General features: G+C 70.8%; 14 protein-coding genes and 1 pseudogene. 6 read left to right on the forward strand and 9 right to left on the reverse strand.

Translation table 11 applies throughout. From position 1 onward, the window contains the following. A pseudogene (locus tag NH339_RS02800) lies at positions 1 to 200 on the forward strand (hypothetical protein); the annotation flags it as partial. A gap of 33 nt (positions 201 to 233) precedes the next feature. Here NH339_RS02800 and NH339_RS02805 read toward each other — a convergent pair. The 4 genes from NH339_RS02805 to NH339_RS02820 form a co-directional block, all read right to left on the reverse strand. Next, complete coding sequence (locus NH339_RS02805; RefSeq protein WP_253022247.1) at positions 234 to 992, reverse strand: SDR family oxidoreductase; 759 nt, start codon at positions 990 to 992, stop codon at positions 234 to 236. A gap of 1 nt (position 993) precedes the next feature. After that, positions 994 to 1809, reverse strand: coding sequence for an SDR family oxidoreductase (locus NH339_RS02810; protein ID WP_253022249.1), 816 nt, complete (start codon positions 1807 to 1809; stop codon positions 994 to 996). A gap of 203 nt (positions 1810 to 2012) precedes the next feature. Then, positions 2013 to 2861, reverse strand: a complete 849-nt coding sequence (locus NH339_RS02815; protein ID WP_253022251.1) for a rhomboid family intramembrane serine protease — start codon at positions 2859 to 2861, stop codon at positions 2013 to 2015. A 1-nt stretch (position 2862) separates the two neighbouring features. Continuing rightward, positions 2863 to 3387: a peptidylprolyl isomerase gene (locus NH339_RS02820; RefSeq protein WP_067853058.1), complete on the reverse strand. Its 525-nt coding sequence runs from the start codon at positions 3385 to 3387 to the stop codon at positions 2863 to 2865. A gap of 118 nt (positions 3388 to 3505) precedes the next feature. Here NH339_RS02820 and NH339_RS18325 point away from each other — a divergent pair, with 118 nt between their 5' ends. Together NH339_RS18325 and NH339_RS02825 are read left to right on the forward strand one after the other, a co-directional pair. Beyond that, positions 3506 to 3628 carry a hypothetical protein gene (locus NH339_RS18325; protein WP_256474899.1) on the forward strand — a complete coding sequence of 41 codons (123 nt, stop codon included), beginning with the start codon at positions 3506 to 3508 and terminating at the stop codon, positions 3626 to 3628. After that, a complete protein-coding gene (locus tag NH339_RS02825; protein WP_253022253.1) occupies positions 3625 to 4407 on the forward strand; it encodes an enoyl-CoA hydratase/isomerase family protein in 783 nt (260 codons plus the stop codon). Before NH339_RS18325 ends, NH339_RS02825 begins: the two co-directional genes overlap by 4 nt. 3 nt (positions 4408 to 4410) lie before the next feature. Here NH339_RS02825 and NH339_RS02830 read toward each other — a convergent pair whose 3' ends face one another. From NH339_RS02830 to NH339_RS02850, 5 genes are all read right to left on the reverse strand, one after another. After that, complete coding sequence (locus tag NH339_RS02830; RefSeq protein WP_253022255.1) at positions 4411 to 4749, reverse strand: DUF3817 domain-containing protein; 339 nt, start codon at positions 4747 to 4749, stop codon at positions 4411 to 4413. Further along, positions 4746 to 5564 carry an SURF1 family protein gene (locus NH339_RS02835; RefSeq protein WP_253022257.1) on the reverse strand — a complete coding sequence of 273 codons (819 nt, stop codon included), beginning with the start codon at positions 5562 to 5564 and terminating at the stop codon, positions 4746 to 4748. The genes NH339_RS02830 and NH339_RS02835 overlap by 4 nt, the downstream gene beginning before the upstream one ends. A 2-nt stretch (positions 5565 to 5566) precedes the next feature. Continuing rightward, the gene (glyA, locus tag NH339_RS02840; RefSeq protein WP_253022259.1) at positions 5567 to 6841 is read right to left on the reverse strand and encodes a serine hydroxymethyltransferase; all 1275 of its coding nucleotides are present in this window, start codon (positions 6839 to 6841) and stop codon (positions 5567 to 5569) included. A gap of 110 nt (positions 6842 to 6951) precedes the next feature. Further along, on the reverse strand, positions 6952 to 7602 hold the full coding sequence (locus NH339_RS02845) for a response regulator transcription factor (protein ID WP_253022261.1): 651 nt from the start codon (positions 7600 to 7602) through the stop codon (positions 6952 to 6954). Positions 7603 to 7631: 29 nt separating this feature from the next. After that, a complete protein-coding gene (locus NH339_RS02850) occupies positions 7632 to 9254 on the reverse strand; it encodes a GAF domain-containing sensor histidine kinase (RefSeq protein WP_253022263.1) in 1623 nt (540 codons plus the stop codon). A gap of 269 nt (positions 9255 to 9523) precedes the next feature. Between NH339_RS02850 and NH339_RS02855 the strand changes: the two genes are divergently transcribed. The 3 genes from NH339_RS02855 to NH339_RS18760 all read left to right on the forward strand — a co-directional run bounded on the left by NH339_RS02855 (position 9524) and on the right by NH339_RS18760 (position 14952). Then, on the forward strand, positions 9524 to 11080 hold the full coding sequence (locus tag NH339_RS02855; protein WP_253022265.1) for an ABC transporter substrate-binding protein: 1557 nt from the start codon (positions 9524 to 9526) through the stop codon (positions 11078 to 11080). A gap of 84 nt (positions 11081 to 11164) precedes the next feature. Then, the gene (locus tag NH339_RS02860; protein ID WP_253022267.1) at positions 11165 to 12259 is read left to right on the forward strand and encodes an ABC transporter permease; all 1095 of its coding nucleotides are present in this window, start codon (positions 11165 to 11167) and stop codon (positions 12257 to 12259) included. After that, positions 12259 to 14952, forward strand: coding sequence for a dipeptide ABC transporter ATP-binding protein (locus tag NH339_RS18760; protein WP_253022269.1), 2694 nt, complete (start codon positions 12259 to 12261; stop codon positions 14950 to 14952). The genes NH339_RS02860 and NH339_RS18760 overlap by 1 nt, the downstream gene beginning before the upstream one ends. Positions 14953 to 15040: the final 88 nt, after the last annotated feature.

Below are 15040 nucleotides of genomic sequence, written 5' to 3' on the forward strand. Positions count from 1 at the left end.
TGCGGGCCGTGCCGGCCTGGGCGCTGCGGGCGGTCGGCGTCGTCGACGCCGACGTCCGGGCGATGGCCGAGATGTCCTACCTCTTCACCGAGCCGCTGCTCGTCGACGAGGGCGCGACGATCCTGCCCGCCACCCCCCTCGACGTCGCTGCGGCTGCGGTCGTCGACCTGACGCGTCGGGACGTCGTCGCCGGTCGCTGAGACCCGCGCGGACGACGTCCCGCGACCGGGCGGTCAGACCAGCTTGCGCACGACACCGCGCGGCGCGTACTTCATGACCTGCCCGAGCGGGACCCAGGGCCACGCCGGGGTCGCCGCGGTGTCGACCTCCTTCTGGATGGCCTTCACCATCGAGCGGACGCCGGTGGCGGTGTCGACCATGAGTCGCTGCTCCTGCTCGACCTGCTCGTTCATCTCCGAGGCGATGTACCCGGGGAAGAGCGTGGTGACCGCGATGTCGAGGCCCCGGCGACCGACGAGGTCCATCCGGATGCCCTCGGCCAGGTGCGCGATGCCGGCCTTGGTGGCGGCGTACGACGTCATCGAGCCGGGCATCCCGCGCATCGCCGACAGCGAGGAGATGACGACGAGGTGGCCGGCCTTGCGCTCGTAGAAGTGCGCCATGGCGGCCTCGCACTGCGCCATCGCGGCGATGAAGTTGGTCTGGGCCGTCTCCTTGTTGGCCTCGAACTTCCCGGTGCCGATGCGTCCGCCCTTGCCCAGCCCGGCGTTGACGATGACGCGGTCGAGCCCGCCGAGGTCCTGGATGGCCTGGGCGAAGACGTCGAAGACCTGGTCGTGGTCGTTCACGTCGAGCGCGTGCACGACTACCTGGACGTCGGGGTGCGCCGCGGTGATCTCCGCGGCCAGGGCCTCGAGCCGGTCGACGCGTCGTGCGGTCAGCGCCAGGGAGTGGCCCTGGGCCGCGAGCTGGCGGGCCATCTCGGCGCCGAGCCCCGAGCTGGCACCGGTGATGAGCACGTTCGTGCGCACGTCAGTCCCTCCGCCCCATGCGCACGGCCGCCTTCGCCATCTCGCGGTAGTACAGCGGCCGCAGGAACCGCTTGGCGGCGTAGGCCAGCTTGCCCTCGCGGTCGGTCAGGACGATGTGCCGGCCCTTCTCGACCTCCGCGATGACGATGGCGGCGATGTCGGCCGCGGTGCGCTTGGAGCCGTCGATGAGCTTGGCCGCCGACTTCTGCGCCGACTCGTCCTTGCCGCGCAGCGAGGCGGTCAGGTTGGTCTTGAAGAAGGTGGGGCAGACGACGCTGACCTGGATGCCCGAGGGCTTGAGCTCGTGGAACAGGGTCTCGCTGAGGGCCACGACGCCGGCCTTGACCGCGTTGTACTCGCTCATCCGCGGCGGGTGGATCAGCCCGGCCGCCGACGCGGTGTTGACGATCGTGCCAGCGCCCTGCTGCTTCAGGAGGGGGACGAAGGTCCGGCAGCCGCGCACGACGCCGAGCAGGTTGATGTCGACGATCCACTGCCACTGGTCCATCTCCGACAGCTCGATCCGACCACCGGCCGCGACGCCCGCGTTGTTGAAGAGCACGTCGAGCCCGTCCCACGTCTCGACGACGTGGTCGCGCACGGTGCTCCAGTCGACGTCGGACGTGACGTCGAGCGTCCGGTAGGACACCTCGGGGTGGGCGGCCGAGAGCGCCTGCAGCACCTCGGGGACCTCGGCGTGGACGTCGGTGGCGAGCACGCGGCACCCCTGCTCGGCCAGCTGGGTGACGAGGGCGAGGCCCAGCCCGGAGGCCGCGCCGGTGACGAGCACGCGCGTGCCCGGGACGAAGATCGACATGCTCAGATACTAACGGTATCCGAAACCTGTCGTCCACGAGGCGGCCCGTCGCGCGACGCGTGTGCACAGGTGTGGACGGTGCTGTGCACGAGTTACACCGGTGTTGTTCACAGGTGTGGACATGCCTGTGAGCGAGTTACACGCGTGTTGTTCACAGCTGTGGGCAACGCTGGGGAGAACGACAGAGATGTGATTCAGCGCACTCAGCCCAGCAGCTGCTGGGAGCGCACCACGACCGCGAGCACCACGACCGCCCACAGGAGGGCGAAGGCCGCCACCTGCACGAGCGTGCGACGGGTCCGCGGACCGTACGCGAACACCGCGCCGAGGAGCACGCCGGCCACGAACCCGCCCAGGTGGCCCTGCCAGCTGACCGGGCCGAGGAAGCCGATGGCCACGTTCACGGCCAGCAGTGCGAGCAGGCCGCGCACGTCCTCACGCGCCCGGAGCATGAACAGCAGCGCCATGCCGAACAGGCCGAACACCGCGCCCGACGCGCCCGCCGTGCCGCTCAGCGGCGCCGACAGCCACAGCACGAAGACGCCGGAGACGACGGCGGTGGTCACGTACGCCGCGATGAAGCGCACCGTGCCGAGCTTCCGCTCGACGAGCGGGCCGAACAGGTAGAGCGCGTACATGTTGAAGAGGATGTGCAGGGTCCCGAGGTGCAGGAACGCCGACGTCAGCAACCTCCACCACTGCCCGTCGGCCACGCCGACCGGGTACATCGCACCCTGCTGGTACAGCGGGCTGCGCAGGTCACCGGTGAGCAGCTGCACGACGTAGACGACGACGTTGATCCCGATGATCACCAGCGAGACGGCGCCCTCACGCGTCTGCAGCGCACCGCCGGCGACCGTGCGCGGCAGCCGCACCGACCTCGCACCGCGCTGGACGCACTCCGGGCACTGGAAGCCGACGGACGCGTCGTCCATGTCCTGCGTGCAGATGGGCCGCTCGCACCGCTGGCAGGTGATCAGCGCCTCGCGGTCCGGGTGGCGGTAGCACCGGGGCGCGCCGTCGGGGCGCGACCCCGGTGCCGTTCCGGTCATGTCAGCCGCGGTCGATGGTGACCTTCTCGATCACCACGGGCTCGACGGGACGGTCGAAGCCGTCCGTCGGCACCGCGGCGATCGCGTCGATCACCTTCTGGCCGGCCTCGTCGGCGACCTCGCCGAAGATGGTGTGCTTGCGGTTCAGCCAGTCCGTGGGGACGACCGTGATGAAGAACTGCGAGCCGTTCGTGCCCGGCCCGGCGTTGGCCATCGCCAGCAGGTAGGGCTTGTCGAAGCGCAGGTCGGGGTGGAACTCGTCCTCGAAGGTGTAGCCGGGGCCACCGGTGCCGGTGCCGAGCGGGTCGCCGCCCTGGATCATGAAGTTGCTGATGATGCGGTGGAACGTGATGCCGTCGAAGAACGGACGGGTGGCGACCTGGCCGGTGGCGGGGTCGAGCCACTCCTTCGTGCCCTCGGCGAGGCCGACGAAGTTCTCGACCGTCTTGGGGGCGTGGTCGGGGAAGAGCCGCACCACGACGTCGCCGTGGTTGGTGTGCAGGGTGGCGCTCAGCGGGGAAGACACGTCAGTCCTTCGGGGGGATCGTGCGGGACGGGACCTTGACATCTTCCCACGACCCGACAACTGGGGCCGGTCGACGCACCGCGACGCGAGACGGCCTGCCGCCCGCTAGCGTGGGCCCATGCGAGAGCACCCCGTCCGTCTGGTCCTGGCCCTGCTCGCCGTCGTCGTCGGCATCGTCGTCGCGCGGAACCTCACCGCCGACCGCGGTGGCGTCTACGACCCGGCCGAGGCGGGCCGGTGAGCGCGCCCCGCGTCGACGTCACGCGCGTCGACGACGTCGCCGTCGTGACGTTCAGCGCGCCCCCGGTGAACCTGTACTCCCTCGAGCTGCACGACGCGTTCGACACCGCGCTCGACGCGGTCGAGGCCGACCTGCCCCGAGCGCTCCTGGTCCGCGCCGAGGGCACGTTGGTCTCCGGCGGTGTCGACGTCGCCCAGTTCCACGACCGGAAGACGCAGGAGGACACCAAGGACCTCTACGACCGGATGATCGAGCTGCCCGACCGCATCGCGGCGCTCGACGTCCCGACCTTCTTCGCCGCCCACGCGCTGACGCTCACCTGGGCGCTGGAGGTCGCGCTCGCCTGCGACGTCGTGCTCGCCAGCGAGAAGGCGAAGTTCGGCCTGGTGGAGCGGGTCATCGGCCTGACCCCGACGATGGGCGGCACGCAGCGCCTCGCGCAGCGCGCCGGCGTCGGCCGCGCCAAGGAGGTCGTGCTCACGGGCGAGCTGTTCGACGCCGCGACCTTCGAGCGCTGGAACGTGGTCAACCGGGTGCTCCCGGTCGACGGGTTCGACGACGCGGTGCTCGACGTCGTGCGGCAGGTCGCGGTCGGTCCGACGCAGGCGTTCGGCGCGGCCAAGCGGATCCTGCGTGCCTACGAGACCGGCGGCGTGCCCGGCGCGAACGAGGTGACGACGCAGATCGCGTCGGCGCTGTTCGCGACCGAGGACCTGCAGCACGGCATGGAGTCGTTCCTGCAGGACGGCCCCGGTCGGGCCAGCTTCACCGGCCGCTGAGGCTCAGCGAGACGCGGCGAGGCCGTCGTGCTCGGCGCGCAGCACCCGCGTCGTGCGGCGCTCGGCCCAGAAGCTGACGAACGGGATCGTGGCGAGCAGCATCGTCGTGATCGTGAACGTCGGCGACCAGCGGTGCCGGCTGGCGAGGATCGCGATCAGCACGAGCAGCGCCATGAAGAGGAAGCCGTGCACCTGGTCGATGACCAGGAAGACGTCCTGGTGGCGGTTCCACCAGGAGCCCTCGTCGGTGAAGATCTTGCCGAAGAACCCGGCGAACACGACGAGCAGGTTCACGCCCACGACCCAGGCGAGCACCCGGTAGGCGACAGCGATGCGACTCACGGGGCCAGGCTATCGACGGGGTGGTCGTCGGGCCGACGCGCCGTCGTGTGTCGCGCCCGCGCCTCCTCGACCTGGTCGCGACACATCCGCCACCACAGCGCGACGGCGAACACCGCGAAGACCCACCACTGCAGCGCGTAGGCGAGGTTCTTGAGCCCGACCGTCCACGACACGTCGGGGTCGGGCGGGTCGACGGGCGTGCCGAAGCCGGGGGTCGGGTCGCCCGACCCGGCGAACGCGGTCCACTCCCGCACGAGCCCGTAGCCCGACCACAGGCGGTAGGGCAGCTCGTTGACCAGCGACGGCGTCGTGATCGAGGTCGTGACGCGGTCGGCGTCGAGCGGCAGGCCACCGCCCTGGCTCGGCTGCAGCACCACGGCGAGGTTCACGTCGCCGGACGGCACGGGCGGCAGCTCACCGGGGGCGTCGCTCGAGCCGCGCACGACGAGGAGGGCGCCGTCGGAACCGTCGACCAGGAAGGGCGCCACGAGCCAGGTGCGACCGCCGCTGATCTCGCCGCGGACCCACACCTGTTGGTCGGCGGGGGCGAACCGTCCCTGCACCGTGACCCGGCGGTCCTGCAGGTCGGCCGCGAACGGACGTCCGAGACCCCAGACCTGCTCGATCGGCGCCGGCGCGGCGGCCGCCGACTCGCGCACGGCGTCGCCCTGGCGCGACTCGTACGCGCCGAGCTGCCAGAAGCCACCGGCCACGCACAGCGCGACGGCGACGACCGCGAACAGGTGCAGCGGCGTGAGCCGCAGCCACAGCCGCGCCGTCGACGGCGGGCTGGTGGCTGCGGCAGGCTCGGGCACGGTCAGGAGGTGAACGGCGTGAGGTGCGGGTACAGCGGGAACCGCTCGGCGAGGGCGGTGGTGCGCTTGCGCAGGCCCTCGACGTCGAGGTCGCCGGGCGTGAGCGCCTCGGCGATGACGTCGGCGACCTCGCGGAACTCCTCGGCGCCGAAGCCGCGGGTGGCCAGCGCGGGCGTGCCGATGCGCAGGCCCGACGTGACCATCGGCGGACGCGGGTCGTTCGGCACCGCGTTGCGGTTGACGGTGATGCCGACCTCGTGGAGGCGGTCCTCGGCCTGCTGGCCATCGAGCTCGCTGTCGCGCAGGTCGACGAGGACGAGGTGCACGTCGGTACCCCCGGACAGCACCTGGATGCCGGCCTTGCGGGCGTCGTCGGCGAGCAAACGCTCGGCGAGGATCTGCGCGCCCTCGATGGTGCGCTGCTGACGGTCCTTGAACTCCGGCTCGAGCGCCATCTTGAACGCGACGGCCTTGGCGGCGATGACGTGCTCGAGCGGACCGCCCTGCTGGCCCGGGAAGACCGCGGACTGCAGCTTCTTGACCATCTCGGGGTCGTTGGACAGGATCACGCCGCCGCGGGGACCGCCGAGCGTCTTGTGCGTGGTGCTGGACACGACGTGCGCGTGCGGCAGCGGCGACGGGTGCAGGCCTGCGGCCACGAGACCGGCGAAGTGCGCCATGTCGACCCACAGGTAGGCGCCGACCTCGTCGGCGATCGCGCGGAAGGCGGCGAAGTCGAGCTGGCGCGGGTAGGCGGACCAGCCGGCGATGATGACCTTGGGGCTGTGCTCACGGGCGAGCGTGCGCACCTCCTCCATGTCGACCAGGCCGGAGTCGTCGACGTGGTACGGGACCACGTTGTACAGACGCCCGGAGAAGTTGATCTTCATGCCGTGCGTCAGGTGCCCGCCGTTGGCGAGGTCCAGACCCATGATGGTGTCGTCCTTGCGCGCGATGGCGTGCAGGACCGCGGCGTTGGCGCTGGCGCCCGAGTGCGGCTGGACGTTCGCGTACTCGGCGCCGAACAGCTGCTTCAACCGGTCGATCGCGATCTGCTCGACCTCGTCGACGACCTCGCACCCGCCGTAGTAGCGCTTGCCCGGGTAGCCCTCGGCGTACTTGTTGGTGAGGACGCTGCCCTGCGCCTCCAGCGCGGCGACCGGCGCGAAGTTCTCCGACGCGATCATCTCGAGCGTCGTCTGCTGACGGGCGAGCTCGGCGTCGAGGAGACGCGCGACGTCGGGGTCGAACGAGGCGAGCGACTGGTTGTGGTCCATGGGTACCAGGGTAGTCGGCCGTCCCCTCCCCGCGTTCTGTTGGGTTGATGACGGTTTCTGGGCGAGAAACCGTCGCCAACTCCACGAAACGCGGGGACCGCGGGTGGGGGTCAGGCGTCGCCGGCGAGCCCGTGCTTCTCGGCGAGCACGGCGGCCTGGGTGCGGCGCTGCAGGCCGAGCTTGGAGAGCAGCTGGGAGACGTAGTTCTTGACCGTCTTCTCGGCGAGGTACATCTCGGCGGCGATCTGGCGGTTGGTCATGCCCTGGCCGATGAGCGAGAGGATCTTGCGCTCCTGCGGGGTCAGCTCGGCGAGCGGGTCCTTCGGCGCGGGCGCGTTGCGGATGCGCTCCAGCACCTGGGCCGTGACCGCCGGGTCGAGCAGCGACCCGCCGGCCGCGACCTGGCGCACGGCCTGGACGAGGTCGTTGCCGCGGATCTGCTTGAGCGCGTAGCCGGCGGCACCGGCCATGATCGCCGAGAACAGGGCCTCGTCGTCGTCGAAGGAGGTCAGGATGATGACGTTGACCTCGGGGTGCGCGGCCCGCACGTCGCGGCAGACCTCGATGCCCGAGCCGTCGGGCAGGCGGGCGTCGAGGACGGCGACGTCGGGGAGCAGGCGCGGGATCGACGCGAGCGCGTCGGCGGCCGTGCCGGCCTCGCCGACGACCGTCAGACCCTCCTGCGCCTCCAGGAGGTCGCGGATGCCGCGGCGCACGATCTCGTGGTCGTCGAGCAGGAAGATCCGGATCGGCTCGGACATGACAGGTTCACTACCTTCCGTCGCGGACGTCACGACATCTCCTGGGGGACGCTCCAGCGTATCTGCAGACCGCCGTGCGAGGGCTCGGAGAACTCGCAGGTGCCTCCGAGGTTCTGCGCCCGGTGGCGCATGTTGCGCAGGCCGTTGCCGAAGGGCTGCTCGGGGTCGAGGCCCAGCCCGTCGTCGGTCACGGTGAGCACGATGCCGTCGGTGACGTCGAGGTCGATGGTCACCTCGCCTGCGTGGGAGTGCCGCACGATGTTCGAGAGCATCTCCTTCAGCACGGCCGTGAGCTGCTCGGCGACGATGTCGGGCACGACGCTCTCGACGGGGCCGTGCGTGTCGACGACCGGACGGTAGCCGAGCATCCGCTCCGCCTCGCCGACGATCGCGTCGATCTCGAGACGCAGGTTGGCGGGCACGGACGGCGAGCTGAGGTCGAAGATCGTGCGCCGGATCTCCTTGATGGTCTGGTCGAGGCCGTCGACGGCGTCGGACAGCCGCTCGCCGACCTGCGGGGTCACCGAGGCGGAGATGCTGTCGAGGGACAGGCCGATCGCGAACAGCCGCTGGATGACGAGGTCGTGCAGGTCGCGACCGATCCGCTCGCGGTCCTCGAGGATGGCGAGCTTGGCCTGCGACTCGCGCGCCCGGACGACCTGCATGACGAGCGCTGCCTGCTGGGTGAAGCCGTACGGCAGCTCGGGGTCCAGGCTCCACGACGACGGCGGCTGCCCGGCGAACCAGCCCATGACGATCACCGCGGTGCCGTCGTCGAAGTGCAGCGGGTGCGCCTGCACGGCCTGCAGGCCGGGGAACGCCGCCAACGTCTCGTCGTCGATGCGGGTGTCGTCGAGGACGTCGTCGAGCACGACCGGTGCGTGGGTGCGGACGACCTCGCGCAGGAAGGGGATGTCGACGTGGTGCCCGCTCGGGTCGGGCTCGATGCCGGTGGAGGCGGCCACGACGAACAGGTGCTCCTCGGTCGGCACGACGAGAGCCGCGGCTCCGGCCTCGGACACCTCGCAGATCCGGTCGACGATGAGCTGACTGGCCGCCTGGCGCGAGATCGGCCGCAGGAGCGCGTTCGCCACCTCCGTGGTGGCCCTCAGCCAGCGGCGCTGCCGCTCGCTCTCCTCGTAGAGGCGCACGTTCTCGACGACGACGCCGGCGGCCGCCGCGATGGTGACCGCGACCTCCTGGTCCTCCGCGGTGAAGCCGCCGCCGCCGATCTTGTCGGTGAGGTAGAGGTTGCCGAAGACGGTGTCGTGCACCCGGATGGGCACGCCGAGGAACGACGTCATCGCCGGGTGGAGGTTCGGGAAGCCGACGCTCTCCGGGTGGTCGCCGAGGTGCTCGAGCCGCACGGGCCCCGGGTGGTCGATCACGAGACCCAGCAGTCCCTTGCCCTCCGGCAGGCGGCCGATGAGGTCCTGGTGCTCCTGGTCCAGGCCGTGCACGGCGAACGTGCCCATGCGGTGCGACGACGGCGAGTCGAGCACGCCGAGGAAGCCGTATGTGGCGCCGACCAGCTCGCTCGCGGAGTCGACGATGCGCTGCAGCACGTTGTCGAAGGACAGGTCCTGGGACAGCCCGACCACCGCGTCGAGCAGGTGGCTCTGACGCTCGGCCCCGACTCCTGGCTCACGCATGGACGACTCCCTCCGCAGCGAGGATAGGGGCGGCACCGGCTTCGTGGGGCGAGTTGGCGAGAACCGGATGGACACGAGGGACACGAGTCACGACGACGCGGACCATGACGCCCGACGCCGCGGTCGTCACCGAAACGCAACCTGTGCAGGGGTTCTCGTCACCGTCGGACGCGACTAGCGTGCCAGCACACGACGCCCGGGCCCTTCGACGGCCCGGTCACACCTGCTCAGGAAGGCAGCGCATGCACATCCATCGGGGGGCGGCCGCCGTGGCTGCCACGACTCTCGCCGGCCTGGCGCTCGCGGCGTGCGGCGCCGGGAACACCGGCGACACGGACGCCGGCATCCTCGTCGGCACCACCGACAAGGTCGTCTCGATCGACCCGGCCGGCTCGTACGACAACGGCTCCACGCAGGTCCAGACGCAGGCGTACCAGTACCTGATGAACTTCCCTGCGGGAAGCACGGACCTGACGCCCGACGCCGCGGAGTCCTGCGACTTCGAGACGCCGACGGAGTACGTCTGCACCGTGAAGGACGGCCTGACGTTCGCGAACGGCAACGAGCTGACCGCGTCCGACGTCGCCTTCTCCTTCCAGCGCATCGTCGACATCAACGACCCCAACGGTCCCGCCTCGCTGCTCGGCGCCATGAAGAAGGTCGAGGCGCGCGACGACTCGACGGTCGTGTTCACGCTCGCCGCGCCGAACGACGTCACGTTCCCGCAGGTGCTCGCGACGTCGGCGGGACCGATCGTCGACGAGGAGACCTACCCGGCCGACAAGGTGCTCGACGACGCCGCGGCCGTGAAGGCGCAGGGCTTCTCCGGTCCGTACACGATCGGCAGCTACAAGAAGAACGAGCTGGCCGAGTTCACGCGCAACAAGGACTACGACGGTGCGTTCGGCACGCCGAAGAACGACGCCGTGACGCTGACCTACTACGCCGACGCCAACAACCTCAAGCTCGACGTGCAGAACGGCAAGATCGACGTCGCCTGGCGCTCGCTGACGCCCACCGACATCGCCAGCCTCGAGAAGGCCGACGGCGTCACCGTCCACAAGGGCGACGGCGGCGAGCTGCGCTACATCGTCTTCAACCTCAAGACCATGCCCGGCGACGACGACGCCCAGAAGACGGCCATCCGCCAGGCCGTCGCGAGCTCGATCGACCGCGACGAGCTGTCCGAGCAGGTCTACAAGGGCACCTACACGCCGGCGTACTCGGCCGTGCCGGAGGGCCAGACGGCCGCGACCGAGGCGTTCAAGGAGCTCTACGGCGAGAAGCCCGACGTCGACAAGGCGAAGGCGTTCCTCGACGAGGCCGGCGTGGCCACCCCGGTCGAGCTGAACCTGCAGTACAACCCCGACCACTACGGCTCGAACTCCGACCAGGAGTACGCGATGGTCAAGCGCCAGCTCGAGGCGACGAAGCTGTTCACGGTCAACCTGCAGTCGACGGAGTGGACGACCTACTCCGAGGAGCGGGTCAAGGACGCCTACCCGATGTACCAGCTGGGCTGGTTCCCGGACTTCCCGGACCCGGACAACTACCTGACGCCGTTCTTCGCGCCGAACAACTTCCTCCAGTCGCACTACGAGGACAAGACGACGACGAAGCTGCTCGACACCGAGCGCACCGAGTCCGACGCCTCGGCCCGGGCGAAGACGCTCGGCGAGGTCCAGGAGCGAGTGGCTCAGCAGGTGCCGATCCTGCCGCTGCTGACCGGCTCGCAGGTGGCGGTCTCCGGGGACGACGTCGAGGGCGTGGACGACACGCTCGACGCGTCGTTCAAGTTCCGCTTCGCGTCCCTGTCGAAGGGCTGACGCAGGAGGAGGGGGTGGGTCCGTCGGACCCACCCCCTCTCGCGTGCCCGCCCGTCCGACCTCCCTCCACTCCTGAGGAGCCGCATGTCTTCCGCCGAGGTGCTCGCCGCCGGCGAGCCGCCCACCCCCGTCCCGGCCGCACCGTCGGGCTCGCGTCGGGGCCTGCCACCGCTCGCGCGCTACCTGCTCGTCCGGCTGGCGCTCGTCGTGCCGATGATCTGGGTGCTCGTCACCCTCGTGTTCGTGCTGCTGCGCGTGATCGGCGACCCGATCACGGCGGCGCAGGGCGGGCGCCTGACGCCCGAGCAGATCGCCGAGCGCAAGGCCGAGGCCGGCCTCGACCGCCCGCTCCTCGTGCAGTACTGGGAGTACCTGTCGGGCCTGCTGCACGGTGACTTCGGTCGGTCGCTGACCGACAACCAGCCGATCTCGGAGGTGCTGCGCGTCAACGGCGCGGCGACCCTCGAGCTGTCGTTCTACGCGCTCGTCGTCGCGTTCGCCGTCGGTGTGCCGCTCGGCCGACTGGCGGCGCGCTACCGCGACCGGCTGCCCGACGTGGCCCTGCGGCTGTTCGCGATCGTCGCGTACGCCGCGCCGGTGTTCTTCGTCGGTCTGCTCCTGAAGCTGGCGTTCACGCCGTTCGGCTGGCCGTCGTCGGGACGGGCGTCGACCTCGACGCTCCTGACCCTCGAGCAGGTCCACCCGCGCACCAACATCCTGCTCGTCGACGCGATCCTGTGGGGCGACCCGAGCTACGTGCTGGAGGTGCTGCAGTACGCGCTGCTGCCCGCGCTGGCGCTGGGCCTGCTCACCGGCGGTGTGTTCCTGCGCCTGGTGCGCATCAACCTGCTGCAGACGATGCGCGCCGAGTACGTGACGTCGGCTCGGGCGCGCGGCATGGCCGAGGGTCGCGTGATCCGCAAGGTCGCGTTCCGCAACGCCCTCGTGCCCGTGGTGACCGTGATGGGCATGCAGGTCGCGATGCTGCTGGCCGGTGCGGTGCTGACGGAGACCACCTTCGAGTGGAAGGGCATCGGCTACGCGCTCGCGGAGTACCTGAAGGCCCGCGACTTCCTCGCCGTCCAGGGCATCGTCACGGTGATCGCGCTCGTGGTGTGCGTGGCGAGCTTCCTGATCGACGTGATCGTCGCGCTCGTCGACCCGAGGGTGCGGTTCTGATGGCGCGCGCAGGAGTGCAGCGCCTCGTCCCGGGTGTCGTGCGGCAGAGCCACGGCCTGCAGCGGTTCATGCTGCTGCTGGGCTTCGGCCTGGTGCTGCTGTTCGTCGTCGTCGCGGTGTTCGCACCGTGGATCGCCCCCTACGGCTTCGACGCCGACCGCACCAGCGACGGCGTCGTGTTCGGCGCGCAGCAGGCACCGTCGTCGTCGCACTGGTTCGGGACGACCGTCGGCGGCACCGACGTGTTCTCGCGGGTCGTGTACGGCACGCGGACGGCGATGATCGTCATCGCGCTGGCCGTGGTGCTCTCGAGCGTCGTGGGCGTGCCCCTGGGGCTCGTGTCGGGCTACGTCGGCGGTGCGCTGGACCGTGTGCTGGTGCTGGTGATGGACGCGCTGTACGCGTTCCCGTCGCTGCTGCTGGCGATCGTCGTCTCGATCGTGCTGTCGGGAGGGTCGAGCGGGGCCTTCGGCGGCATCATGTCGGCGGCGTTGTCGATCACCGTGATCTTCGTGCCGCAGTACTTCCGGGTCATCCGCAACGCGACGTTGTCGGTGAAGACCGAGCCGTACGTCGACGCGGCGCGCGTCGTGGGGGTGCGGACCCCGCGCATCATGTTCCGGCACGTGTTCAGCAACGTGGCCCAGAACCTGCCGATCATCGGCACGCTCAACGCGTCGGAGGCGATCCTGACGCTGGCGGGCCTGGGCTTCCTGGGCTTCGGCATCGAGCCGTCGGCGGCGGCCGAGTGGGGCTACGACCTGAACAAGGCGCTGCCGGACGCGACCAACGGGATCTGGTGGACGGGCGTCTTCCCGGGCCTGGCGATCGTGCTGGTCGTGCTGGGCGTGACGCTGGTGGGCGAGAGCCTCAACGACGTGCTGAACCCGTTGCTGCGCACCCGTGCGGGCGACGGCTCCGAGAGCGAGATCCAGCTCGACGACGACGCGGCCGCTACCGTCGCCGAGGACGTGCCGACGGACGTGCGCCGTGCGGCGGTGCTGTCGTTGTCGGACCTGTCGGTCTCGTTCAGCACCGACGCGGGGCGGGTGCGCGCCGTGCGCGACCTGTCGTTCGACGTGGCACCCGGCGAGGTGCTGGCCGTGGTGGGCGAGTCGGGCTCGGGCAAGTCGGTGACGGCTCGCGCCGTCCTCGGGCTGCTGCCCTCGACCGCGTCGGTCGAGGGGTCGGCGGTGCTGCGCTCGGGCGACGGTCCGGGCGACGGGCGGCGGACCGGCCCGGCGGGGGTGCCGGGCGACGGGCGGCGAAGCAGCACAGAACGTGAGCTCGTGGGCCGGAGCCAGCGGGAGCTGCGCTCGGTCCGTGGCGACGAGGTGTCGATGGTCTTCCAGGAGCCGTCGACGGCTCTCGACCCGGTGCGCACGGTCGGCTGGCAGATCGTGCAGGGCATCCGCGCGCACCGGTCGGTGAGCGCCAAGGAGGCGCGGGCGCGGGCGGTGGAGCTCCTGGAGCTGGTCGGGCTGCCCGACCCGGAGCAGCGGGTCGACTACTACCCCCACCAGCTGTCGGGCGGGCAGAAGCAGCGGGTGGTGATCGCGATGGCGATCGCGTGCGACCCGGACGTGATCGTGGCCGACGAGCCGACGACGGCGCTCGACGTGACGGTGCAGGCGCAGATCCTCGACCTGCTGCTGAGCCTGCGCGACCGGCTGGGGACGGCGATCGTGCTGATCACCCACAACATGGGCGTCGTGGCCGACGTGGCCGACCGCGTGGTGGTCATGTACCGCGGCCGTCTGGTGGAGACGGCGCCGGTGGACCGGCTGTTCGCCGAGCCGCGGCACCCGTACACGCGGGCCCTGCTCGACGCGGTGCCACACCTCGGCCGCGAGGACGGCCCGGAGCCGGTCGACCCGTCGAACGAGGTGGTGCTCGACGTCGACGACCTCGTCGTCGAGTTCGCCGGACGGCTCGGCCAGCCGGCGTTCACGGCGGTCGACCACGTGTCGCTGCAGGTGCGGCGCGGCGAGGTGCTCGGCCTGGTCGGGGAGTCGGGGTCGGGCAAGTCGACGATCGGTCGCACGGCGGTCGGGCTGCAGCAGCCGACGAGCGGCACGGTCTCGGTGTCGGGGACGGTCGTGTCGGGGCTGTCGGACGCCCGACTGCGGCCGCTGCGCTCGCGGTTCGGGTTCGTGTTCCAGGACCCGGCATCGTCGTTGAACCCGCGGATGAGCATCGGCGACTGCATCGCCGAGCCGCTGCGGGTGCAGACGGACCTGTCGTCGGCGCAGGTGGACGCGAAGGTGGCGTCGTTGCTGGAGTCGGTGCAGCTGCCGGCGTCGTACGCGGCGCGGTTCGGTCACGAGCTGTCCGGTGGTCAGCGTCAGCGGATCAGCCTGGCGCGCGCGATCGCGCTCGACCCGGACCTGCTCATCGCGGACGAGCCGACGTCAGCGCTCGACGTGTCGGTGCAGGCGACGGTGCTCGAGCTATTCGCCGAGCTGCAGCAGCGGGTCGGGTTCGCGTGCCTGTTCATCAGCCACGACCTGGCCGTCGTCGACTCGCTCGCGAACCGGGTGGCGGTGCTGCAGCACGGTCGGCTGGTGGAGCAGGGGTCGCGCGAGGACGTCCTGCGGCGTCCGCAGGAGGCGTACACGCAGCGCCTCATCGCCGCCGTCCCCGTCCCCGACCCGGCCGAGCAGCGTCGCCGGCGCCCCACCCCGATGCCCTGACGTCGTGGGAGATTCCCAGGTCGACCTGGGAATCTCCCACCAGGCACGGTTTCCCGCGGTTTGCCCGGAAAGCTTTCCGGGCCTATCG

This window comes from Aeromicrobium sp. CnD17-E (assembly GCF_024124745.1).
Taxonomy (GTDB): domain Bacteria; phylum Actinomycetota; class Actinomycetes; order Propionibacteriales; family Nocardioidaceae; genus Aeromicrobium.